Annotated in this window: 16 protein-coding genes and 1 tRNA gene; 12 read left to right on the top strand and 5 right to left on the bottom strand. The window is 66.1% G+C overall.

The window, feature by feature from the left end; all coding sequences use genetic code 11:
• Positions 1-46 precede the first annotated feature (46 nt).
• Both ABEB17_RS08465 and ABEB17_RS08460 read right to left on the bottom strand, forming a co-directional pair.
• Positions 47-460 carry a nuclear transport factor 2 family protein gene (locus ABEB17_RS08465; protein WP_345716242.1) on the bottom strand — a complete coding sequence of 138 codons (414 nt, stop codon included), beginning with the start codon at positions 458-460 and terminating at the stop codon, positions 47-49.
• Positions 460-1710, bottom strand: coding sequence for a DUF3500 domain-containing protein (locus ABEB17_RS08460; protein ID WP_345716241.1), 1251 nt, complete (start codon positions 1708-1710; stop codon positions 460-462). Before ABEB17_RS08460 ends, ABEB17_RS08465 begins: the two co-directional genes overlap by 1 nt.
• Positions 1711-1882: 172 nt before the next feature.
• Here ABEB17_RS08460 and ABEB17_RS08455 point away from each other — a divergent pair, with 172 nt between their 5' ends.
• The 11 genes from ABEB17_RS08455 to ABEB17_RS08405 all read left to right on the top strand — a co-directional run bounded on the left by ABEB17_RS08455 (position 1883) and on the right by ABEB17_RS08405 (position 15260).
• A complete protein-coding gene (locus ABEB17_RS08455; RefSeq protein WP_345716240.1) occupies positions 1883-2722 on the top strand; it encodes a fumarylacetoacetate hydrolase family protein in 840 nt (279 codons plus the stop codon).
• Positions 2719-3510: an enoyl-CoA hydratase-related protein gene (locus ABEB17_RS08450; protein WP_345716239.1), complete on the top strand. Its 792-nt coding sequence runs from the start codon at positions 2719-2721 to the stop codon at positions 3508-3510. Before ABEB17_RS08455 ends, ABEB17_RS08450 begins: the two co-directional genes overlap by 4 nt.
• Before the next feature lies 1 nt (position 3511).
• Positions 3512-4363 carry an SDR family oxidoreductase gene (locus ABEB17_RS08445; RefSeq protein ID WP_345716238.1) on the top strand — a complete coding sequence of 284 codons (852 nt, stop codon included), beginning with the start codon at positions 3512-3514 and terminating at the stop codon, positions 4361-4363.
• A gap of 299 nt (positions 4364-4662) precedes the next feature.
• Positions 4663-6156: a PHA/PHB synthase family protein gene (locus ABEB17_RS08440; protein WP_345716237.1), complete on the top strand. Its 1494-nt coding sequence runs from the start codon at positions 4663-4665 to the stop codon at positions 6154-6156.
• 14 nt (positions 6157-6170) lie between these two features.
• Positions 6171-7766, top strand: a complete 1596-nt coding sequence (locus ABEB17_RS08435; protein WP_345716236.1) for a long-chain-fatty-acid--CoA ligase — start codon at positions 6171-6173, stop codon at positions 7764-7766.
• On the top strand, positions 7763-8584 hold the full coding sequence (locus ABEB17_RS08430) for an alpha/beta fold hydrolase (protein ID WP_345716235.1): 822 nt from the start codon (positions 7763-7765) through the stop codon (positions 8582-8584). Before ABEB17_RS08435 ends, ABEB17_RS08430 begins: the two co-directional genes overlap by 4 nt.
• Positions 8584-9369 carry an enoyl-CoA hydratase/isomerase family protein gene (locus ABEB17_RS08425; RefSeq protein ID WP_345716234.1) on the top strand — a complete coding sequence of 262 codons (786 nt, stop codon included), beginning with the start codon at positions 8584-8586 and terminating at the stop codon, positions 9367-9369. The genes ABEB17_RS08430 and ABEB17_RS08425 overlap by 1 nt, the downstream gene beginning before the upstream one ends.
• A gap of 197 nt (positions 9370-9566) precedes the next feature.
• Positions 9567-10319 (top strand): GntR family transcriptional regulator, encoded by a 753-nt coding sequence (locus tag ABEB17_RS08420; protein WP_345716233.1) that lies wholly within the window; start codon positions 9567-9569, stop codon positions 10317-10319.
• A gap of 528 nt (positions 10320-10847) precedes the next feature.
• The gene (locus ABEB17_RS08415) at positions 10848-12263 is read left to right on the top strand and encodes a wax ester/triacylglycerol synthase family O-acyltransferase (RefSeq protein WP_345716232.1); all 1416 of its coding nucleotides are present in this window, start codon (positions 10848-10850) and stop codon (positions 12261-12263) included.
• A gap of 17 nt (positions 12264-12280) precedes the next feature.
• Positions 12281-13420, top strand: coding sequence for a serine hydrolase domain-containing protein (locus ABEB17_RS08410; RefSeq protein WP_345716231.1), 1140 nt, complete (start codon positions 12281-12283; stop codon positions 13418-13420).
• 1153 nt (positions 13421-14573) lie between these two features.
• The gene (locus ABEB17_RS08405) at positions 14574-15260 is read left to right on the top strand and encodes a site-specific integrase (protein ID WP_345716230.1); all 687 of its coding nucleotides are present in this window, start codon (positions 14574-14576) and stop codon (positions 15258-15260) included.
• A 25-nt stretch (positions 15261-15285) separates the two neighbouring features.
• On the opposite strand, the gene ABEB17_RS08400 is transcribed toward ABEB17_RS08405, so the two are convergent.
• Positions 15286-15358 (bottom strand) — tRNA-Arg (locus ABEB17_RS08400).
• 534 nt (positions 15359-15892) lie between these two features.
• Between ABEB17_RS08400 and ABEB17_RS08395 the strand changes: the two genes are divergently transcribed.
• Positions 15893-17740: a phosphoenolpyruvate carboxykinase (GTP) gene (locus ABEB17_RS08395; RefSeq protein ID WP_345716229.1), complete on the top strand. Its 1848-nt coding sequence runs from the start codon at positions 15893-15895 to the stop codon at positions 17738-17740.
• A gap of 75 nt (positions 17741-17815) precedes the next feature.
• On the opposite strand, the gene ABEB17_RS08390 is transcribed toward ABEB17_RS08395, so the two are convergent.
• On the bottom strand, positions 17816-19663 hold the full coding sequence (locus ABEB17_RS08390) for a GH39 family glycosyl hydrolase (RefSeq protein ID WP_345716228.1): 1848 nt from the start codon (positions 19661-19663) through the stop codon (positions 17816-17818).
• Positions 19664-19675: 12 nt separating this feature from the next.
• Entirely contained in the window at positions 19676-22075 is a 2400-nt protein-coding gene (locus ABEB17_RS08385) for a beta-galactosidase (RefSeq protein WP_345716227.1), read from the bottom strand.
• Between the last annotated feature and the right edge of the window lie 124 nt (positions 22076-22199).

Raw genomic sequence — 22199 nt, 5'->3', positions numbered from 1 at the left:
GTAGCAACTCCACCCGAAGGCGGCGCGGTCGGTTCGGCCGGGGCTGCTACTGCGAGTCGCCGGCAAACGCGGGCAGGGAGGTCCGAAAGGCGAACCTCCATCCGTGCGGAGTCAGGCTGAACCGGTCGTGGAACTCCCCCACCTTGGGCAGCTGACCGTGGGGATCCGGACCATGCGCCCTAAAGATGAGCACGTAGCTGACAGCCGTGCACTCGGTCGGTGATGCCTGCTCAACCAACACCGTCGTCATCACATGCCGCTCAACCTGCGTTGCGGATCGCTGTTCCAACAGCGACCGGATTGCCTGGGGCCCAACGAGTTGCTCGCCATGCCGTAGCCAGACCCCGTCTTCCGCGAACAAAGCGGCCACCTCGGTGAAGCGGCGATGATCGAGATAGTGGGCAAACTGGATGATGAGGCGCTCGCAAGCGCGCTCAGCATCGTTGTCTGGGCCAGCCATCAGGCCGGACCATTCAGGCGCTGTGGGTCCCCGGTGGCCTGACGGACCAGGTCGACGCCGTAGTCGTTGCCATTGGGGGTGCGCACGAGCGTGTGTACGTGGAATCGCTCTGGTTCCGTGTTGGCCAAGAAGATGCCAGCATGGTGGTCGAACTCAATTAGGATCACGGGGCTTTGGATCCGGTAGTAGAAGGCATCGCCAAGGCGAGTCCCACCGATCCAGCAGAACCAGGTGTCATCCAGGTGACGGCGAGCATCGGCGACCCGTGCCCGTCGTGGACCTTCAGGCTGGTAATCCAGGAAGACTTCGACGAGCTCCAAGATTCGCGCCCGCTGGGATGCATCCAGTCGAGAACCCGCGACACCCTCGTAGGGGATGACTCGGTTGTCCTGGAACGCTCCGCCAAGATGCAGTTCGTCGCCGGGGTGCCTCCGGTCGGCCGGCATTGTCGGGTCCCGCTTCTGGTGGTACAGGATCGCCGCCTCCGCCTGCTCCGGTGACAGCGCCTGGATGAGCTCAAGCCCGAGCCGCTCCTGATCGGTGAAGAGCACCGTGCCCGCGGCTTCCCCTTCGTCCATCTCCACTGGTTCGGCTCCAAAGAAGACCGGCGTGAAGACCTGCCGGTCAGCGATGAACAACGTGTTGAGGCAGACGTGGTGGCCGTACAGATTCCACCCCCACGGCTGGCCGCTTGCCGGGTCCCCGAACAGGTTGATGTTGTAGCTGAACTCGTTGAGAAGCTTCGGTAGATGCACCAGTTCGCCAAGGAACTGGTTGACCTTCATAAGCAACCGGGTCTTCTCGAACCCGGCCGGGCTCAGGCTGGCCGCCAGGAGTGCGAGGACCCGCTCAATGTGCGCCGGTTCGAGCTCCTCGAGACGTAGGCCGAACCTGTTCACGTAGAACTCGGGGTTCATCCAGGCTCGCCACACCTTGCTGTCCAGGGGATGCGAGACTCGATCGCGCAGTGTGCTCGGCAGAGCGTCAAGGAGTTCCCGAGCCGCCGTGGCGGCTGCGTGGTTGGGAGGTTCGTCCGAGCCCTCGAGACCAAAGAGCCCCGGTATGAGCGAACCGTCAGTTGTGATGCCGCCGAACTCGGAGGTCTCAAACAAGTTGAGCCACCCAGTCAGGGCCTCGTCCACCATCGGGTTGGTCCGGATGGCATCGGGGTAGCTGTAAGCGTCAAACTCGTCCAGTCCGGCCAGCCGAGGGTGGTCGAGGGGAAAGAGGAAATCCCTGAACGAGCTCATCGCCGCAAGCCTCCGTCATACATCAGCACCGGTTGACTGAAATGTTACAAGTCCATAGTCTGGCATCACGAAACCATCACGTCTAGCACTGAGTGGCCATTCACGGCCGCAGATGGGACGTACCACGGTGAGCACGAACCCATGGGGTGGGCAGACCGGACTCGGCAGGGTCATGCGCAATGCCGCGTCCCTTGTTGTGCTCCACGAACCCAACACGGGCCAGGCAACGCCGGCGCTGGTCGACGGTCGTGAGTACACCGACTTGCCAGAGCTCCTGGGCGCTGCAGGCGGTGACGCCGCGCGAATCACCCGTGGCGACAGCTTTGCCATGGATCCCGAGGAGCTCCTGAGCCCCGTGGGCCGCCCCCGCAAGATCATCTGCGTTGGACAGAACTACCTTGCGCACGTGCACGAAGGTGGGCGTCCCGCGCCACCCGAGCACCCAGACCTGTTTGCCAAGTGGGACAACGCGCTCGCTGGGCCGTACGCGGACGTCGCTCTCCCCCCTGAGTCAACTCAGATCGACTTCGAGAGCGAGCTCGCCGTGGTGATCGGCCGCACGTGTCGGCGCGTTGCCCAGGCTGCCGTACGGGACGTGGTGTTTGGGTACACGGCAGCCAACGATGGCTCGGTGCGAGACTTTCAATTTCACACCACCCAGCGCACGGCGGGGAAGGCGTGGGATGGCCTCACCCCCCTCGGGCCTGTCGTGGTCCCAGCAGCTGCACTCGGCGGCGACTCGCCCGATCTGCAGATCACAGGCCTCCTGAACGACGAGCCCGTCCAAGAAGACCGCACTTCTCACCTGATCTTTGGACTGCCGCGACTCATCAGCTACATCACCACGTTCATGACCCTTGAGCCGGGGGACATCATCCTGACGGGGACGCCGGCAGGCGTCGGCGCCGTGAGACAGCCCCCGCTGTTCCTCAAGGACGGAGATCAGTTCGAGGTCCGCATCGAGGGAATCGGCGCGATCCGCAACACCTATCGGGCGGAGACGCTCTCATGACCCCACCCGAATCCGTAGGCATCGTTGGGACAGAAATCCGCGACGGCATTGGTTGGGTCACGCTGGACAACCCAACGCGACGCAATGCCATCTCCACCTCGATGATGGCGACGTTGGGTAGTACTCTGCGTGCACTCGATGACGACCCCACGATCCGGGTCATCGTGCTTCGAGGCCGCGGAACAGACGCGTTCGCCGCCGGCGCAGACATCTCCGAGTTCGAAACCCACCAGACGAAGCAAGCCTCCCGACAGGAGAACGAGGAGGCCGTTGGCACGCTCTTCGGGACCTTGAGCGAGCTCACAACTCCACTGATCGTCATGGTGCACGGCTACTGCATCGGGGCTGGAATGGCTCTCGCGCTTGCCGCCGATCTCCGAATCTCGTCACCTACCGGCCGGTTCGCCATCCCAGCGGCACGCCTCGGCATCGGATACCCGGTGACCCTGACCCACGCACTCGTCGATGCCGTCGGACCCGGACATGCGTCGGACATGCTCTTCACTGGCAGGACCTTGACCGCCGAGGAGGCCCAATCGATCGGCCTGATCAACCGTGTCGTCGATTCCGCGTCCTTGGAGGCACACGTCCTCGAAGTGGCCAGCCAGATCGCTGCGAACGCCCCGCTGTCCGTCCGCGCGGCGAAGACCTCGATCAAGGCCCGCACGAACAGCACTCTCGCCGAACGCGCCGAACGTCACGTCGCGGCGTGCCTCGACTCGGAGGACGCGCGCGAGGGACAGCGCGCATTCATGGAGCGCCGCGATCCGACCTTTGAAGGACGATGACGTGAGAGAAGCCAGCCAAACCACTGACGGGCCGCTCGCTGGCCGGACACTCCTGATGTCCGGTGGTAGCCGTGGAATCGGACTCGCCATCGCCTTACGCGCCGCCCGCGATGGAGCCAACATCGCCTTCATCGCCAAGACCAGCGATCCCGACCCACGCCTTCCCGGAACGGTCCACAGTGCCGCTGCCGAGATCGAGGCTGTGGGCGGACAGGTCTTGCCGATCGTCGGGGATGTCCGCGATGAGCAGGTCATTGAAGGCGCCGTTGCCGCAGTTGTGGAGCAGTTCGGTGGAATCGACATCGTCGTCAACAATGCCTCAGCCATAGCGCTCCAAGGCATCGGTGACCTGCCGATCAAGCGCTACGACCTGATGCTCGACGTGAACGCACGCGGCACGTTCGCGATGCTCACTGCGAGCATCCCGCACCTGCTCCGTTCCAGCGATGCTCGGGTGCTCACACTCTCGCCACCACTGAACCCAGACCCAAAGTGGTTGGCGGGGCACGCGCCGTACACCGTCAGCAAGTACGCGATGACCATGCTCACGCTCGGCGTTGCGGAGCAGTACAGAGAGCACGGCATCGTCGCCAACTGCCTCTGGCCCGCCACGCTCATCGCGACTGCAGCGGTCAAGAACGTCGTTGCGGGCGAGGAGGGCATGCGTGCGTCGCGTCGTCCGGAAATCATGGCCGACGCAGCCGGACTGCTTCTGACGCGCCCGGCAAGCGCGGGCACCGGTCACTGCTACCTGGACGAAGAGGTCCTTCGCTCCTCAGGAGTCGTGGACCTTTCCGTCTACGCCCATGACGGGGCCAGCGAACACGACCTCCAACCAGATCTGTTTCTCTAGATCGCGAAAGGCGTCGCGCCATGCCTCGAACGCTCACGACTCCGCCCCGTCGGAAAGGCGGGGGTTCGAACGTGGCTGACCGTGCCCCCCGGGCGAACGTGCGTGTGATCGCGGACTCAGAGCCTCACTTGGCCGCATCCACTGAAGAGGCCTTCGAGTCTGTCCAGGGCGCCAACCCTTTTGTCGGCCTAACAGCGGGCCAGGTGGTCCGGGCTGGCGTTCGCTGGGCGGAAGCCCTCGCACGACGTCCGCGCGTTTTGGCCGGCTCGCTGAGCTCGTGGGCTACTGGGGAGATCGGCGTGCTCGGTGGCACCTCCGAGCTTGCTCCCGATCCGAAGGACCGGCGTTTCGCAGATGCGATCTGGACGGAGTCTGGGCTGTGGCGACGGGTCGCCCAGAGCTACTTGCTCACCCGAGATTGTGTGCTCGGCTCCGTCGACGAGCTCGAACTCGACCAGAAGTCGGCCGATCGGGCTCGTTTCGCCCTGATGCAGGTGACCGAGGCCGCTGCCCCGACCAACAACCTGCTCACCAACCCGACCGCACTCAACACCCTGATGGAGACCCGCGGTAGGTCAGCTGTCGCGGGTGGCCGACACTTCCTTCACGATCTCCTCCACAACGGTGGCATGCCCTCGCAGGTCGACACTCGGCCTTTCCAGGTAGGCGTGAACACCGCCTCCACACCTGGCGCCGTGGTCTACCGATCACCGATGTTCGAGCTGCTGCAGTACGCGCCCAGGGCCGGCAAGGTCTACAGCATCCCGACTGTGCTGATTCCTCCGCAGATCAACCGCTACTACTTCCTCGATCTTGCGCCGGGTCGAAGCTTCGTGGAGTTCGCGGTAAGCCAGGGCTTCCAGGTGTTCTGCATCTCGTGGCGCAATCCGACGTCGCGGCAGCGCGGTTGGGATCTCGACGACTACGCCGGCGCCTGTCTTGAGGCCATGCGCGTGGCCAGTGCCATTTCCAAGTCGGAGACAGTCAACATCGCCGGATTCTGCGCCGGGGGCATGACGACGTCCTCCGTGCTCTCGCATGTTGCGGCGATCGATCCGACGCTGGTGAACGCGGCAACCCTCGGCGTGACCATGATCGACAGCAACGTGCACAGCACGTTGAACATGTTCGCGAGCGAGCGGACCGTCGAGGCCGCGCTAGCCCGCTCGGGCAAGCGAGGCGTCCTCAGCGGGGCGAGCCTCGCCAAGATGTTCGCCTTTGTTCGACCCAACGACCTCATCTGGAACTACGTCGTCTCCAACTACCTTCTCGGCCAGAACCCGCCAGCGTTCGACGTTCTCGCATGGAACAGTGACACCACCAATATGCCCGCGGCCCTCCACGCCACGTTCCTAGACATGTGGCTGAACAACGCGTTAGTGCAGTCAGGTCGGGTCAGCGTGCTCGGCACACCAGTCGACCTCGGCAAGGTCGACACTGACTTGTATGTCGTGGCCGCTGTGACCGACCACCTTGTTCCTTGGCAGTCCGCCTTCGCAGCAACACGACTGTTCGGCGGAGACGTGCGCTTTGCGCTGTCTAACAGCGGCCACATCCAGGCCCTGATCAACCCGCCTGGCAACCCGAAGGCGACCTACTTCATCAACGAGGCCGGCAACGGCGATGCCGAGGACTGGCTGAATGGCGCAGAGAAGCACAGGGGGTCGTGGTGGGAGGACTGGAGCACATGGAGTAGCGCACGGTCAGGCGTTCTGCGCAGCCGCCCGCGCTCCCTGGGAAGTCCCAGATACCCAAGGCTGGCGGACGCCCCGGGCGCGTACGTCACCGAGTAGAAGGCAGCCTCGACATGATGGACCTCCCTCTCACAACGTGGCTGCTCTTCGAGGGTGCAGCGACGCACCACAGCCAGGTCGAGATCGTCACCAGACTGCCGAGCGCCGACGTCCATCGATACACGTATTCCGACTTCGCCTTACGCGCCAAGCAGTTGATGAACGCTCTGGACACGCTCGGCTTGCCTTCAGGGGCCGTCGTGGCCACGCTCGCGTGGAACGGTTACCGCCATCTTGAGGCCTACTTCGCGATCCCCTGTTCGGGTCGCGTTCTGCACACGCTGAACATCCGATTGTCTGCGGATGAGCTCGCCTTCGTCATGCAGGACGCCGGAGACTCGACAGTCCTGGTAGACCTGGAGTTCCTCCCGATGCTGCTGGACGTGGCCGAGCGGGTCCCAAGCCTCCGGCACATCATCGTCCTCGCGGATAACCCCGGGTCGACGGATCCGCGCGTGCTCGGATACGAGCAGTTGCTGACCGATGAGCCGACCCACTACTCCGCGCTCGAGCTGGATGAACGTGCGGCCGCATCCCTGTGCTACACGTCCGGTACGACCGGCCGCCCGAAGGGCGTGGTCTCCAGTCATAGATCAGTGTTCTTGCACGCCCTCGCGGTGACCTCCGCCGCCGGCATGGCCTTTGGCCCCGGCGACTGTGTTCTCCCGCAGGTGCCGATGTTCCACGCCAGCGCCTGGGGAATGCCCTACGCAGCCGTGGCCGTTGGAGCCAAGCTGGTCTTCTTCGGCGGGCCACTGGAGGCCTCTCCGTTTGTGGAACTGCTGTTAAACGAGCAGGTCACCGTCACAGCCGCCGTTCCGACCGTCTGGGTCTCCGTAGCCGATGAGTTGGAGCAGAGATCCGACCCCGGCAGGTACCTCCGACACATCATCTCCGGGGGCAGCCAACCTCCACGCACACTGATCGAACGCTACTTGCGCAACTTGCGGATCCCCATCGTCCAAGCCTGGGGCATGACGGAGACTTCCCCGCTTGCAAGCGTCGCTTGGCCGCAGCACCGCATGTTGGGTTGGGATGAGGACAACGTCACCGACGCTGCTCGTCGCCAAGCGGGGCTTCCAGTACCGGGCATCGCGGTGCGCATCCGCGACGAGGGCGGCGCACCCGTTGATTTCGACGGCGAGTCGATGGGGAGCCTGGAGGTGAGAGGCCCGTGGGTTGCGGACAGCTACCTGCATGGCCACGGGTCAGAGAACTTCACGGCAGATGGTTGGTTCGTCACGGGAGACGTGGCGATTGGGTCCGAAGACGGCTACTTCGTCATTTCCGATCGCACGAAGGACCTGATCAAGTCGGGTGGAGAGTGGATCTCGTCGGTCGACATGGAAGCCGCGATCATGGCGATGCCCGGGATCGTTGAGGCGGCCGTAATCGCGGTCCCGGACCCCAAGTGGGTTGAGCGCCCTGTCGCCTTTGTCGTGGTGCAGCCTGGACAGAACGTCGAGCCGTCAAGCATCCGAGCGCACTTGCTGGCCAACGGGTTCGCCAACTGGCAGCTCCCCGACCGAGTCGAGCTCATCGATGAGGTCCCCAAAACGGCGGTCGGCAAGTTCGACAAGAAGGTTCTCCGTGCCAGAGAGACCTCATGACTGAAACGGAGATCGCCATCTCGACCCGCCAGGTCAGGGTCGGGCTCGGCCACGTCCGCGTTCGCGTCACGGGGCAGGGCGAGCCACTGGTGCTCATCATGGGAATCGGCGGCCACCTCGACATGTGGACTCCACTGGCAGACCAATTGCCGGGACGCCAGCTCGTCATGTTCGACTTTCCAGGAACTGGCGGTTCGACGGCACCGTGGTTTCCACCGACGATGTTCCACGGCGCGCTCTTCGTCAGGTTGCTCCTGAGCCGGCTCGGGCTCCAGCAGGTCGACATCGTCGGCTACTCGTGGGGTGGCCTCCTGGCTCAGGCGTTCGCCGCCCAGCACCCCGGCAAGGTCCGCAAACTCATACTCGCCTGCACTGGACCCGGACCTATCTGCGTCCCGGCAGATCCGCGCGTGGCAGCACGCTTGCTTACACCCCGCCGCTACTACTCCTCCGCCTACCTCGCCAAGATCGCGGCGCAGACCTACGGCGGTGAGTTCCGAAGGCAACCTGGCCTAGTCAGGGCGGAAGCGGCTCGGCGAGTGGACCACCCACCGGGCTGGATCGGATACATGTGGCAACTCATCGCCGCGGGCACCTTCTCGGTGATTCCATTCGCGCACCGCATCAAGCACCCGACCCTGGTGCTGGGAGGCGATGACGATCCGATCGTGCGGACCGCCAATCAGTACTTCCTTCACCGAATCCTGAGCCAATCAGAGGTGCAGGTGATTGAGAAGGCGGGCCACCTCATGCTTGTCGACAGCCCGTCGACCTTGGCCCCCATCATGGAGACTTTTCTCAGTGCCGAGGAGGCCTGATGGCTGTGGTACAGGTGTTCCTCGACGACTTCTTGGCCGAGCTCGTGATCGACAACCCCCCGCTCAACCTTGTCGACCTGACGGTGGTCGACGAGTTGGAACAGCGCCTCGGGGACATCGAGAACTGGGTGGCGAGCGGAGAGTGTCGCGCTCTAATCCTCCGCGCCGAAGGGCGCATCTTCTGCGCCGGCGTCGACGTCCACCATTTCCTCGGGCATGACGCCGAATCTGGAACTAGGCACATCGCCCGGCACCTGGCACTGACCCACCGGCTCGAAGCCCTCGCCATTCCAACCCTGGCTGCAGTTCACGGTCTCTGCCTGACCATCGGCTTCGAACTCAGCCTTGGTTGCGATCTACTTTGGGCCGCCGACACCGCGCGGTTCGGGCTGGTCGAATCCACCGTCGGCCTGACACCGGGCGCCGGCGGCACACAGAGGGTTGCCGTGCGCGCTGGACACGCGCGGGCAGCGGAGCTTGTCTACACCGGCGATCAGTACCCGGCGGCCACCCTCATGGAATGGGGTGTCGTCAGCCGAGTCGTCCCAAGGGAGACGCTCCTCGATGAAGCACGCGCTTTCGCCCAGCGCCTCGCACATGGACCCACCTTGGCCATCTCCGCCGCCAAGTCGATCTTGCTCACTACGCAGCGGAACGGAGCCGACGCAGCCGACGAGATGACCGCCGGATTGGTAGGCCAACTCCTGACGACCGACGATTTGCAGGACGGCGTCCGTTCCCTGCTCGACAACGGGCCCGGACGGGCTGTGTTCCATGGGCGGTAGAGGCGAGCACGCGCCCAGCGGAGGGTTGGACGCGGCCAACACACTAGCCGCGCGGCCGAGTCACTCGCTTCCAACCGTGAATGGCGCCGCCGCTCGAACGCCTTCTCCGTAGACGCCAGCACTGGAGCCGCCACAGCCTGACGCTGATGCATCACATGTCCATGCTGAGACGTTAGGCTCAACTGAAACGACCGCCCATGAAGGAGACCGCAGTGGTGAAGTCGGAGACGCCCCTCGTGGAGTCTGCGCGTGTGTCGTTGGGCGAAGCGGCCTACCAGCGGCTGCGCACAGACATCGTCAGCTGCCGACTAGCCCCCGGCCAGAAGCTCACAGAGAAGGCCTTGGCCGCCGAAACAGGCTTCGGCGGCTCACCGTTGCGGGAGGCTCTCACCCGCCTCGATCATGAAGGCCTGGTGCGCACCCTCCCCCGCAAGGGCTACCAAGTAACCCCCCTCACGCCAAAGTCCGTCGACGATCTCTTCGATCTCTGGACGATCGTTGGACCTGAGCTGGTCCGCCGCGGCATCAAGAACGCCACTCACGACCAACTCGAGCAGTTGCGTCGTGGTTTCCGCGAAGTCGATGAGCTCGCCCACGGCGTAGAGGAGAAGCAGGAACTGCGCGAGAGCGTGCTGAATCTGACCGACGAGATGTTCGCTCTCTTCGCAGAGGCCACCAAGAATGAGTACTTGATCAACCTGTTCATGCGGGTCAGCGGGGACATGCACCGCATCTGGTCCACGGTGCTGTCCGCCTACCCCGAGACACTGGACGAGGTCGAGTCTCACAACTTCCCGGAGCAGGTCTTCACCGATCGGGATAGCGAAATGGCTGCGGACTACGCGCGCCGCCACATCGTTGCCATGCACGACCGCATCCTGAGGATCTTCTCCCGATGGCCCTCCGTCATGTCCACCGAGGTGGCCCCAATGAGCGGTCGCAGCACCTGATCTGAGGCCAGGAAGGATCCGTCGTGAGACTTGACCAGAGCCGTCAATCGCGTACGGCGGTCACCGGCTGGAACGAATCACAAGCTGGGGCGGTGCGGTCCGGCATCCTGCTGCCTCAACGCAATCGGCGGGTCGGCACTGGCCGGTGGCCCACGGCAACACCACCATCAAGCGCATGACCAAGCGCACGCACGCCCAACTGTGTGAATCGCCAGACGGGCGCAAGGCGGAGGTGGTGTTCATGGACAACGGCACCATCCATGTCGTTCTCCCAGCGGGGACAGCCTGGTCAATCCTCACGCACTTCAGCGGCCCCAGCGGGACGCGGCTCCGCTTGGCGCCCATCAGTGCGGCCGAAGGTGGCGCCGACGATGAGGTGGGTTCGCCTTAACGGCGACTGCGGGCCGCGGAGTGGGCCCTAGGCGTCGTCCCCAAAGTCTTGCCATGTCTGATATGTCGGTGCAGACTGTTGATATATCACAGTCGTCGAACTGATGCCTGCCGGCTCTCACCCTGGGAGAAGAAGACATGGGCTCGTTCGAGCGGCTCTCGGCCCTTGACTCCAACTTCCTGTACTGGGACTTCGAGTCCACGCCGATCAACATGGGCAACATCTGCATCTTCGAAGGTCCGCCCCTGTTTGATGAACACGGAGTGTTCCGCTTGCAGGAGGTTCGCGACGCTTTCGCGGCCAAGTTGCACTTGGTGCCGCGGTACACCATGCGCGTTCATCGCGGCGTGCGATTCCTGACACACCCGATCTTGGTCGACGACGCCGACTTCGACATCGCCCAGCACGTCAAACTCATCTCCCTGCCCAGGCCTGGGACCGATGCGCAACTCAAGGAGGTGTTCGCACGGGTCCACGAGGGCACCTTGGATCGGTCTCGACCGCTGTGGGAGATCTGGTTCGTCGAGGGGTTGGAATCGGGGAACGTGGGAATGATCCAAAAGATCCACCACGCCCCGTTCGATGGGCAGAGCACGGTTGACGTTCTCGAGTCACTGTTGGACTCTGCGCCTCAGGTGCCGGGACACGAGCCCGCACCAGAGACGCAGGCTGTACACACGGCACGTCCGTCGCCTGGGCCCCTCCAAGTGGTGACCACACACTTCGGTCACCGTCTGGGCAAGGTGTGGGAAGTGGCGATCGGCGGTCCGCATGCACCTGTGACACCGTCACGCCTGTGGAGCAACCTTCGGGGTCTGTTCGCCGTTGGTTCGCTTGGACTGTCGGCACCCAGTCCCATCAATGCAGTGAACACTCGGTCGCGGCGATTTGACTGGCTGCACACAGACATCGAGACCGTGAAGCCAATACGGGCGCTGGCACCGGGCTCCACCTTGAACGACGTCATGTTGACCTGCGTAGCGGCTGGACTGCGCCAGCTCCTGAGTGCCGGCGGCCATGACCCCGATGCCAGCCACCTGCGCGTGTTCGTGCCCGTGTCGATGCGTTCTGACGATGAACGGGACGCGTCAGGAGGCAACCGGCTCAGCGCGATCATGGCTCCGCTGCTTGTCGAGTTGGCCGATGATCAGGAACGGCTGATCGCGATCCAGAAGTCGATGGTTGCTCTCAAGGCCGGTCATCAACCGCGAGGGTTTTCGCTCCTCCTTGACGCGGTCGAGTTGCTCCCCGCCGCTCTCCTTGAGCTGGTCGGTCCTAGCGTGCGCAACCAGCGACACCTCATGAACTTGACCGTGACGAACGTCGTGGGACCCCGCAAGCCCCTGTTCGTACTGGGCGCCAGAATGCTTGAGCTAAACCCGATGGTGCCGATCGCGAACCAGCTGGCGCTGAACGTTGCAGTCGAGTCATATGCCGGTCGACTCAGCGTCGGACTGAGCGCCGACGGGACCCACGTGCCCGACCTGGAACCGTTCAAGCTCGGTTTCGATGAGGCGCTGTCCCAGCTGGCCTATCTCTCGCAGTCAGCCTAATCAGGGCAGGGATTTCCGTGCCCGAGAATGCCATGATCACCGCCGTCGTCGAGGAGGCGACCGCGTCGGGTCGTATCCCTGGTGCGATCGTCACCGTGCGTGCCGACGGCGAGTTGGTGCACCACTCCGCTCATGGCAGCGTTGACCATCACTCAGCATCTGGCCTGCGTCCCGACACGCTGCTGTGGCTAGCTTCGCTCTCAAAGCCATTCGGGGCCGTAGCCCTGTTGAGCCTGGTGGACGAGGGCCGGGTTCGGCTCGAGGACGCCGTGAGCGCCTACCTGCCAGAGTTCGCTGAGCCCGGGCGAGTGAGAGTCCTAACACCAGGTTCGCCATCACCGTTCGGGCCGCCGTTTGGACCTCCGCCGGACCCCGCTCCCGTTTTCGACATCGTTCCCGCACTTAGGGAGCTCACACTCTTGGACCTGCTCACGTATACCGGTGGGCTGCAGAGCATCTTCATGTGGAATCCGGAGTACGTCATGCCCGCTCAAGGGGAGACACTCCGCGGGTATGCACCCAAGCTGGCGCGCTTGGTCCGTGACTTTCAACCCGGCCAGGGCTGGGCATACAGCAACGGCGCATCGTTCGACGTGCTGTCGCGAGTGGTCGAGATCGCCTCCGGCCAGGAACTCGACGAGTTCCTGGCGGAGCGTCTCTTCGAACCGATGGGGCTGCGGCAGACCGGGTTCGGGTGCGCCAGCCACGCCGCCGCCCAGCCGCTGGCTGCCGCACTGTTGGACAACGAGGTCATCGCCGGGCGCACGTTCCGCAGCACATCAGCGGGGTTGTGGAGCACAGCCCACGACTACCTGATCTTTGCCGAGATGCTGCGCAATGGCGGTGTGCACGGGAGCAGGCGACTGCTGCAGCAGGAAACCGTTGCCCGAATGACGACCAATCAGGTGGGCGAGCTGTGTACGGGGCTGAACGGCCGCGAACCTGCGGGCGGAGTCGGGTTCGGTCTAGGGGTTGCGGTGCTCGATGATCCAACTGCGGCACACGAGGCACTCCCCGCTGGCTCGTTCGGCTGGGACGGTGTCGGAACTCGCAGATTCTGGGTCTGTCCGGCGGCCGGCTGGTCACTGTTCTACTTCGCACCCGATATCGGAGTGCAGCGCGACATCGAGGCAGCCGTCGCCAGGGCCTTTGCCTGAGCGCAGATACGTAGTCGGGACGCCGCGGCCGCACTGGAGGCGACGGCACGGAGATCGCAGGGCTACCCTCGAGCCAGCACTTTGGGCGAGGCTCACACCTGATTTAGGTAGCGTTCCAGGTCGTTGAGGCCACGGGTTTCCTCGCGCCACCAAACAGGTCTTGGTGCTGCCAGCGCTGGCCCTGAGGTTGGCGCGAAGGCCAGGCGGGAGCACCGGCCGTACGCCTCACAGCCGACGAGCAGCCACCACAGGGCGAAGTGGCAAGCGAACAGCAAGGGCCGGTGGTGCACCCGGGCGACGTTCTGCGTCACTGCGCTGCCCTCACAATGTTGGCTGCCCTGATGTCGCAAACATTACTGGTGATATATCAGATTGCCAAGGGTGCAATATGAAGAGGCGTTAGCTGTAGGGCGACACCTGAGGGCTACATGGCCCACTCACCGTGCGCTTCGCATCGTCCGGCCAGATTGTTCGCCGGGGCCGTCGCTCCAACTGGGCGCGGCGGGGTCCGCCGTCGCTGCCTCGAGAGCGCCTCTGCAGTCGAACCCTGTGACTACCCAGCGTGGATCCGCAGCGTCACCAGACCGCTACGTGCTCCACCGCGACGGTACTAGTGGCGTCCGATCCCAGCCCTGAGGTCCACTCGGCTCTGGCTCTGTTCGCTGCCTCGTTGGCGTCCACCTCCCGGGCAAAGACGCCCTGCAGGTCCCCGGTTGACCCAGACCAGGTAGACGTCGCCGGCGGGCGCAGACTCGGCGCCGCCTGCTTCACCCACACCCTCAGTTGCGCCGGTCATGGCCCCCAACGAGGATCGATCCGGCTCCGGCGGAGCACTTCGCGCGAGGCGGTCGCTGGCGGTGTACTCGTCCCAGGCGCTCTGCAGGTGAAACATCCCGGTTCGCCAACTCGGCGAGCGCGCCCGCCCTGCTCGACCAGGCCGTCAGCATCCCGGAAAGCCTTCCAGTCCTCAAGGACCCTGGGGACCCGTCGACCACATCACCGAGCCGCTCCCCAAGATGCCGCGGTCAAACGACGCCTGATCCCCTACAGCCCTGCCGACCACATCGAGCTCGCGTCGGAGAACCCCAAGCGGCCCAAGCCTTGGACCGCCGAGCAGTGCGGCACGTTCCTTGTCAGCATCGAAGGGGACAGGTTGTCCTGCCTCTACGAGCTGCTCATCGTGACCGGCCTGCGGCGCGGCGAGGCGGTGGGGCTGCGATGGGATGCCGTGGGCGTCAACTGCATGTCCGTGATGGTCGTGCAGCAGATCGTCGACGTGGGCGGCCATCTCACCATCGGGACGCCCAAGACCAAGCGCGGCGTCCGCGGCGTGGCCCTTGATATCGAGACCGCTCGACGACTGCGCGAACACCGGATCGCCAACCAGCTCGAGCGTGAGGCCGCTGGGCCAGTCTGGAAGGAGCACGGACTGGTCTTCACGCAGCCGGATGGTCGTCCGCTGCGCCCAGAGTTCGTGACCAAGCACTTCAAGGTCCTAGCCAAGCGAGCTGGTCTGCCCACGATTCGACTCCACGACCTGCGCCACACCAACGCGAGCCTGGCCCTGCAGGCAGGCGTCCCGCTGAAGGTCGTGTCTGATCGCCTGGGCCACTCTCAAACGGCCATCACGGCCGACCTGTACACGCACGTGAGCCCCGTGGTCGGCCAGGAGGCGGCGGACCAGATCGCCGCCGTACTGCCTCGGGGCCGTTCCCGAGGGGCGGAAGTTAGCGAGAAGTTAGCGCCGAGCGGCCGGACCGCTGGGGCGGCCGAGGCTCACAACGGCGGCACGAACAAGGCCCCCGACCGCGTTTCCGCAGGTCAGGGGCCTGATCCGTAGTAAGTACCGCTGTCTCAAGACGGTGCGCGCCCGAAGGGATTCGAACCCCTAACCTTCTGATCCGTAGTCAGATGCTCTATCCGTTGAGCTACGGGCGCCCGGCCTGGTGGCCGCGAACGATAGTACCGGAGCACCACGGCTGACCTGAAATCGGTCGCCTGCAGCCCAGCGTCCGCCGTCCTGAGCGCCGTCAACGTGGCAACGTCGCATCGCCGACGATGCGGGGGTGCCACGATCGGGCAGGAGACGCGTTGAGGCGACAATCGCGCCCGCCAAGCCGATCTTGAGCACGAATCAAAGTTGCCGCCCACAACAAATACCCGACGCGGCCGCAAGCCCGGAACCCGCACCGACACAACGGATCCGACGACGTCCGCAAGAAGCCAGCACCCCCTCGCAAGAAGCCCGCAACAATCCTCGTCCTTGTGAGGGATTTCACGAACTCGTTGCCCACTTCGGCGTACCAACACCTGAGACGAGGGGCTACCGTGACGAAGAACCCGCCCATCGGCGCGAACCGGACGTGTTCGAGCCGAGGCGGGTTCACCGGACCAGCAGTCCGGGGGCCGCCGGAGATTCCGACGGCCGAGCCGAACAGGTCAACGGTGACCGCGCGAAGGGATGCCACCCCCATGAGTGCCGATACGTCGTCTCCGACGAGCGACCTGAGGGTCGAATCGACGGAAGCCCCGACCACCCACGCGCGGCTGCTCGCGTGGGTCGACGAGGTCGCCGCGTTGACCACGCCGGACCGCGTGCACTGGTGCACCGGCTCCGATGCGGAGTGGGCCGCCGTCACCGACGAGCTGGTCGCCAGCGGGACCTTCACCCGGCTGAACCCGAGCAAGAAGCCGAACTCCTTCTACGCCGCCTCCGACCCCACCGACGTGGCCCGGGTCGAGGACCGCACCTTCATCTGCAGCGTGGACGAGAAGGACTCCGGCCCCACGAACAACTGGATGGCGCCGGACGAGATGAAGGCGATCATGACCGACCTGTACCGCGGGTCGATGCGTGGTCGCACGATGTACGTGATCCCGTTCGTGATGGGTCACCTCGAGTCCGAGCACCCGATGTTCGGCGTCGAGATCACCGACTCCGCGTACGTCGTCGCCTCCATGCGCGTGATGGCCCGGATGGGCACGAACGTGCTGCGCCGCATCGAGGAGCTGGACGCCGACTACGTCCCCGCGCTGCACAGCGTCGGCGCGCCGCTCGCGCCCGGCCAGCAGGACGTCACGTGGCCCTGCAGCGACACCAAGTACATCGTCCAGTTCCCCGAGGAGCGGATGATCTGGAGCTACGGCTCCGGCTACGGCGGCAACGCCCTGCTCGGCAAGAAGTGCTACAGCCTGCGCATCGCCAGCGTGATGGCCCGCGACGGCGGCTGGCTGGCCGAGCACATGCTGATCCTCAAGCTCACCAACCCCGAGCAGCGCACCTACTACATCGCGGCCGCCTTCCCGAGCGCCTGCGGCAAGACCAACCTGGCGATGCTCGAGCCGACCATCCCGGGCTGGAAGGTCGAGACCCTCGGCGACGACATCGCCTGGATGCGCTTCGGCGAGGACGGCCGCCTCTACGCGGTCAACCCCGAGTTCGGCTTCTTCGGCGTCGCCCCCGGCACCAACGAGAAGACCAACCCGAACGCGATGCGCACCCTCGAGCGCGGCAACTCCATCTTCACCAACGTCGCCCTCACGGACGACGGCGACATCTGGTGGGAGGGCATGGAGAACGAGCCCGCGCACGCGACGTCCTGGAAGGGCAACGACTGGACGCCGGACTCCGACGAGCTGTCCAGCCACCCCAACAGCCGCTACTGCACCCCGATCAACCAGTGCCCCATCCTGGCGCCGGAGTACGACGACCCGAAGGGCGTGCCGATCTCGGCGATCTTCTTCGGCGGTCGCCGCAAGACGACGATCCCGCTGGTGACCGAGGCCCGCGACTGGGTGCACGGCACATTCATGGGGGCCACGCTCTCGTCCGAGACCACCGCGGCGGCGACCGGCCAGGTCGGCGTCGTCCGTCGCGACCCGATGGCCATGCTGCCGTTCATCGGTTACAACGCGGGCGACTACTTCCAGCACTGGATCAACGTCGGCAAGGACGCGGACGCCGCCAAGCTGCCGAAGATCTTCTACGTCAACTGGTTCCGCCGCGACGCCGAGGGCAACTTCGTGTGGCCAGGCTTCGGTGAGAACTCGCGGGTCCTCAAGTGGGCCATCGACCGCATCGAGGGTCGCGCGGCCGCCGTCGAGACCCCGATCGGCCACGTGCCGACCCCGGAGTCGCTGGACACCGACGGCCTCGACATGACCGCCGAGGAGCTGGCCGGCTGCCTGCAGGTCGACGCCGAGGAGTGGAAGGCCGAGATCCCGCAGATCCAGGAGTGGTTCGACAAGTTCGGCGAGAACCTGCCGACCACGCTGTGGACCGAGCTCGACGGGCTCAAGTCGCGGCTCGGCGTCCAGTAGCGAGCTCGGTAGCCCTCCCAGACGAAAGGGCCCTGCGACCACCGGTGGTCGCAGGGCCCTTCGCTGTCCCGGGGATCAGCCACGCGGCGTCAGGCGCAACCTGGCGATGCCGGGCATCGGCAGGTCGACGATCGCCGTGACCTGCCCGTTCTCGTCGAGGTGGACGTCGAGTCCCTCCTCGTGCAGCTGGTCGACCTCGTGCAGCCGCTGCCACTCGTCCTCATCGGGCCAGACCGTGTCCGGGTCGACGTGCACGTCGATGCTGGACCGCGCGTTGTCCACCCGCGCCAGCCGCCCGTCGTACACGCCCGCGCCGAGGCCCGACACCGTGACGGTGACCCAACGGTCCAGGTCGGGGCGTCCGGCGAACTGCGACGCGTCCGGGCAGACGTTCCACAGCAGGACGTCGACCGTGCCGTCGTCGTGCTTGGTGGCCCAAGACTCGACGAGCGTCTGCGCGCCGTCCCCCGTCACCGTCGACGCGAGCACCGCGTCGCCCTGCTCCGCGGCCAGCGAGACGGCCCACCAGCGCGGCTTGCGCAGGTTGCCGACCGTGAGCAGGCCGAAACCGCCGTGCAGCAGCTTCGGCGGACGGCCGAGCTCCTCGAAGTGGTCGCTGACCACCCAGTAGGCCAGCGCGTCCACCCGGCCCTGCGCGGACTTGAACCCATGCAGCACGAACGGTGCAGCGAACGCGGTGTCGTGCACCGGGTGGAAGTGCGTGTGCCCGACACCCCACTCGGTCCACCAGACCTCGGCGTCCTCGAAGCCGTGCCGGCGCAACGACGGGTGGACGTCGACCGGCGCGTTGCCGTAGGTGTGCGTCGAGACGAAGTCCAGCGGGACGTCGTGCTCCGCGCAGTAGGCGCAGATGTCCTCGACCCACTCAGACGCCGCAGTGGCGGGGCCGCCGACCAGCAGCCGCGCGTCGACGGCCTTGATGGCGTGGGCGGCCAGCTCGTAGAGCCGCAGGTACTCGGCCTTCGTGCCGGTCCAGAAGACCTCGAGGTTCGGCTCGTTCCAGACCTCGAAGCCCCAGGTCGCCACGTCCTCGATGCCGTAGCGCTCGACCAGGTGCGCCGCCAGGGCGCCGTTGAGGTCCGCCCACACCTGCCAGTCCTTCGGCGGCGAGACGATCCCCTCGTACTGGAAGCACGTCTTGCTGGCGTCGCTCGCCAGGTCGCGGGGCATGAAGCCCAGCTCCAGCACCGGTCGCAGCCCCGTCGAGATGACCTGGTCCACGATCCGGTCCACACCTGCGAAGTCGAACGCCGGCTTGCCGCCCTCGGGCCAGGTGAGCACCTGGACGTCGTCGTGGAAGATCGCGTGCGCGCGGACCCGGCGCACGCCGAGCTCGTCGTGCGCGCGGCGCAACGCGGTGTCGAACTCCTCGGCCACGGGGTTGCCGTTGTCGTCGCTCTTGAGCCACAGCTGGGACAGCCGCTCGGAGCCGACCATCTCCCAGACCCGCTGCAGCGCACCGGTCGTGGTGGCCGCGTCCACCTCCACCGTGATCGGCTCGACCACCTCGTCGGTGGCCGCCGCACTCACCACCGCCGAGGGCGGCCCGGGCTGCAGGTCCGGGGACGGCGATGCCTGGACGCGGTAGGAGTACGCCACACCGGGTTCGGTGACGGCGTCGGAGTACCAGGGGTCGGGCGAGGCCGGGACGTCGCTGTTGCCGTGGTCGAGGACGACGAACTCACCGTCCGGTGACTCGGCCCGCGACACGATGTAGCCGGCGGCGCCCGCGACCGGTCGCCAGCGCAGGGCGATGTGCCCGCAGCCGGGTTCGGCGGTGACGTCGTCCGGGGCGGGCAGCTGGATGTCGCTGCCACCGCCGGTCTCGGTGCGTCGGTAGATCCGCTCGTCCCAGTCACGCTTGGCGTCGGCGGCTGTGGTGGACCGTGCGTCGGTGCTCATGGTGTCCTCTCGTCAGGAGAAGGTCAGGGTCAGGGGGGAGTCGTCGCCGGTCACCACGACCTGGCGTCCCTCGGTACTGATCTGGTGGCTGTCGCCCTCGACCGCGACCGGCCGATCCGACTGCAGCACAGCGCGGACGGCGTCCCCGCGGGTCGACAGGCCCGGCCCCAGGGACAGCCGGCCGGCACCGACCTCGGTGAGCTCGGCGTCCGCCCAGGCCAACCGGGCACCGCCGACCTCGAGTCCGAGGGCGAGCCAGTGACCGCTGCGCGCGGGTACCTCGAGCTCGTGGCTGACGTCCGCTCCGGGGTCGGTCGAGACCGTCACGTGCGCCGGGTAGCCGGACACGTTCAGCAGGTGCAGCAGCCGCTCGCCGTCGGCGTTCGCGGACGTCGTCGCGACCACTCCCGGGACGTCGGCCGTCAGGCCCACACCGGGGGTGACGCCCAGCTCGCGCGCGGCGGTGGCGAACAGGGCGGGGTCGCTGGGCAGCTCGGCGGCCAGCACGATGGCGCGACCGGACCCGATCCGGACGTCGACCCCGCAGGGGCGGTCGAGGTGCGCGTCGGTCAGGACGACGTCCCCGTCGGTGACCTGCAACGGCTGCAGCCAGCCCGCAGTGGTCTGCGGCCAGGGCGCGGCCCAGCCGTGCGCCACCAGGGTCGGCCAGTAGTCGCGTTCGCCGTGCACGAGCTCGCCGGGCTTGACGCCCAGCGCGTCGGCCAGCAGCGAGCAGGGGCGGCCCTCGAGGTCGAGCTCGGGTACCGGACCCAGCAGCAGCAGGCTTCCACCGGCGCTGGCGTGGTCGACCAGCCGCTGCTGCACGTCCGCGTCCAGGTAGCGGGTGGTGGCCAGCGCGACGACGTGCGGTAGCTCGACGTCCGCGGACTGCAGGTCCACCGCACCGAACCGGTAGCCGGCCAGCAGCAGGGACCGCCACAGCGCGCGACGGGCCCCGGCCCCGCGATGCGCCTGCAGGTGCTCGACGATCTCGGTCATCAAGGGGCTGCCCGGGTGGTGGTACTCGGTCAGGTAGTGGTCGAGGACGAAGCCGAGCGCGAGGTCGTCGTGCTCCTCGTCGGTCGAGGCGAGCCAGCGCTCGTGGATCATCGCGGCCTGGGTGACCCGTGCGGTCGGCGCGTAGGTGAGGCCGTGCTGGCCCTCGGGGCCGACCGGGGCCGCGGTGCCGTGCCGCTCGCCTGTAAAGCTGATCCGGTCGTTGCCGTCGCCGACGGGCTCGTCCAGCGGCGGGTTGATGCCGCCGGCGAACAGGTAGTAGTTGATCAGCCGGTTGCCCTGGGCCAGGCACAGCCGGGTCTTCAGCTCGACGGTCGACGGGTCGTACTGCATGTCCAGCCCGCCGCCGTAGTCGCCGGAGCCGGCCTCGAACTCGACCGAGGTGATCGGCTGGTCGGCGTCGTGCACGGCGGCCATGAACGCGTTGATCATGTGCAGGTCCGTGGTGGTGCCCAGCGTCATGTCGCCCATGTAGTGGTCCGAGCCAGACAGCATGCCGGGCACGCCGGCATAGGTCTCGACGAGCTGGCTGATCCCGATCGGGAACGGCGCTCCGGAACCACCCTCGGTGCCGTGGATGTTGACCACGAACGGGACGTCGCGGATGCCGAGCTCCTCGGCATCGGCCCGCAGAGCCTGCACGTAGTGGGCGAACCGGGTGCGCATGAAGCGCCCGAGGTCGACCCGCAGCGCCGCGGCCCACTGCTCGTCGGGTGAGCGGACGGCGCGCGCCCAGGTCGCGTCGTCCGCCAGGTCGAACGGATAGCGGCGCGCGGTCTCGTCGCCGTGCGTCGTCCGCACCCAGTCGCGCAGGTCGGACAGCAGGTGGTCCGTGAGGTCGGGCGAGTTGGTGACCCACGCGAGCATGCCCACCTCGTTGTCGAGCTGGACGCCGATCACGTTGCCGCCGTTGGGCTGCAGCCGCGGCGCGAGGATCGGCATGATCGCCTCGTACCAGCGCCGGTTGGCCGCCAGGAACGACGGCGCGAGGTAGTCCACGGTGCGGGTCGGCGCGGGGACGTCGTCCCAACCGCTCGGCACGATCTCGGGGTGGTCGCGGTACACCGAGTACGGCAGCCCCTCGTTCTTCAGCTCGGCCATCACGAACGGGCCGGGGCGGGCCAGGAAGTACAGACCCTCGTCGCGGCACAGGTCGATGAACGCGGCGACGTCTCGCTCGGGCCGGGTGCGACCCGTGACGTCGAAGCTGCCGTCCGGCAGCTCGTGCAGCAGCCACGGGATGTACGACGCCAGCAGGTTGCAGCCGGCCGCCTTGAGTGAGCGCACCCGATCGGGCCACTCGTCGCGCGGGACCCGGAAGTAGTGCACCTCACCCCCCACGAGCAGGCGCGGTTCGCCGTCCACCAGCAGCTGCCGGCGTTGGATCTCGAGCATGTGCGAGTTCGCCTCCCAGGCGGTCTTTCGCCACGATCACGAAATTTGGGGTTGTCATGTCGGTCTGTCCGTTCTATGTTCATGTAAACGTTTCCTGTAATCGTTGTCAACGGCTGCAGGGGAT

The organism is Angustibacter luteus (genome assembly GCF_039541115.1).
GTDB classification, from domain to species: Bacteria; Actinomycetota; Actinomycetes; order Actinomycetales; family Angustibacteraceae; genus Angustibacter; species Angustibacter luteus.
The sequence above is the reverse complement of the archived record's forward strand: the minus strand, read 5'-3'. Positions and strand labels throughout refer to the sequence as shown.

What these genes read in the sequence shown, in the direction of transcription:
- ABEB17_RS08465 (WP_345716242.1), bottom strand. Translation starts at nt 460, where the DNA reads ATGGCTGGCCCAGACAACGATGCTGAGCGCGCTTGCGAGCGCCTCATC.
- ABEB17_RS08460 (WP_345716241.1), bottom strand. Translation starts at nt 1,710, where the DNA reads ATGAGCTCGTTCAGGGATTTCCTCTTTCCCCTCGACCACCCTCGGCTG.
- ABEB17_RS08455 (WP_345716240.1), top strand. Translation starts at nt 1,883, where the DNA reads ATGCGCAATGCCGCGTCCCTTGTTGTGCTCCACGAACCCAACACGGGC.
- ABEB17_RS08450 (WP_345716239.1), top strand. Translation starts at nt 2,719, where the DNA reads ATGACCCCACCCGAATCCGTAGGCATCGTTGGGACAGAAATCCGCGAC.
- ABEB17_RS08435 (WP_345716236.1), top strand. Translation starts at nt 6,171, where the DNA reads ATGATGGACCTCCCTCTCACAACGTGGCTGCTCTTCGAGGGTGCAGCG.
- ABEB17_RS08430 (WP_345716235.1), top strand. Translation starts at nt 7,763, where the DNA reads ATGACTGAAACGGAGATCGCCATCTCGACCCGCCAGGTCAGGGTCGGG.
- ABEB17_RS08425 (WP_345716234.1), top strand. Translation starts at nt 8,584, where the DNA reads ATGGCTGTGGTACAGGTGTTCCTCGACGACTTCTTGGCCGAGCTCGTG.
- ABEB17_RS08420 (WP_345716233.1), top strand. Translation starts at nt 9,567, where the DNA reads ATGAAGGAGACCGCAGTGGTGAAGTCGGAGACGCCCCTCGTGGAGTCT.
- ABEB17_RS08415 (WP_345716232.1), top strand. Translation starts at nt 10,848, where the DNA reads ATGGGCTCGTTCGAGCGGCTCTCGGCCCTTGACTCCAACTTCCTGTAC.
- ABEB17_RS08395 (WP_345716229.1), top strand. Translation starts at nt 15,893, where the DNA reads ATGAGTGCCGATACGTCGTCTCCGACGAGCGACCTGAGGGTCGAATCG.
- ABEB17_RS08390 (WP_345716228.1), bottom strand. Translation starts at nt 19,663, where the DNA reads ATGAGCACCGACGCACGGTCCACCACAGCCGCCGACGCCAAGCGTGAC.
- ABEB17_RS08385 (WP_345716227.1), bottom strand. Translation starts at nt 22,075, where the DNA reads ATGCTCGAGATCCAACGCCGGCAGCTGCTGGTGGACGGCGAACCGCGC.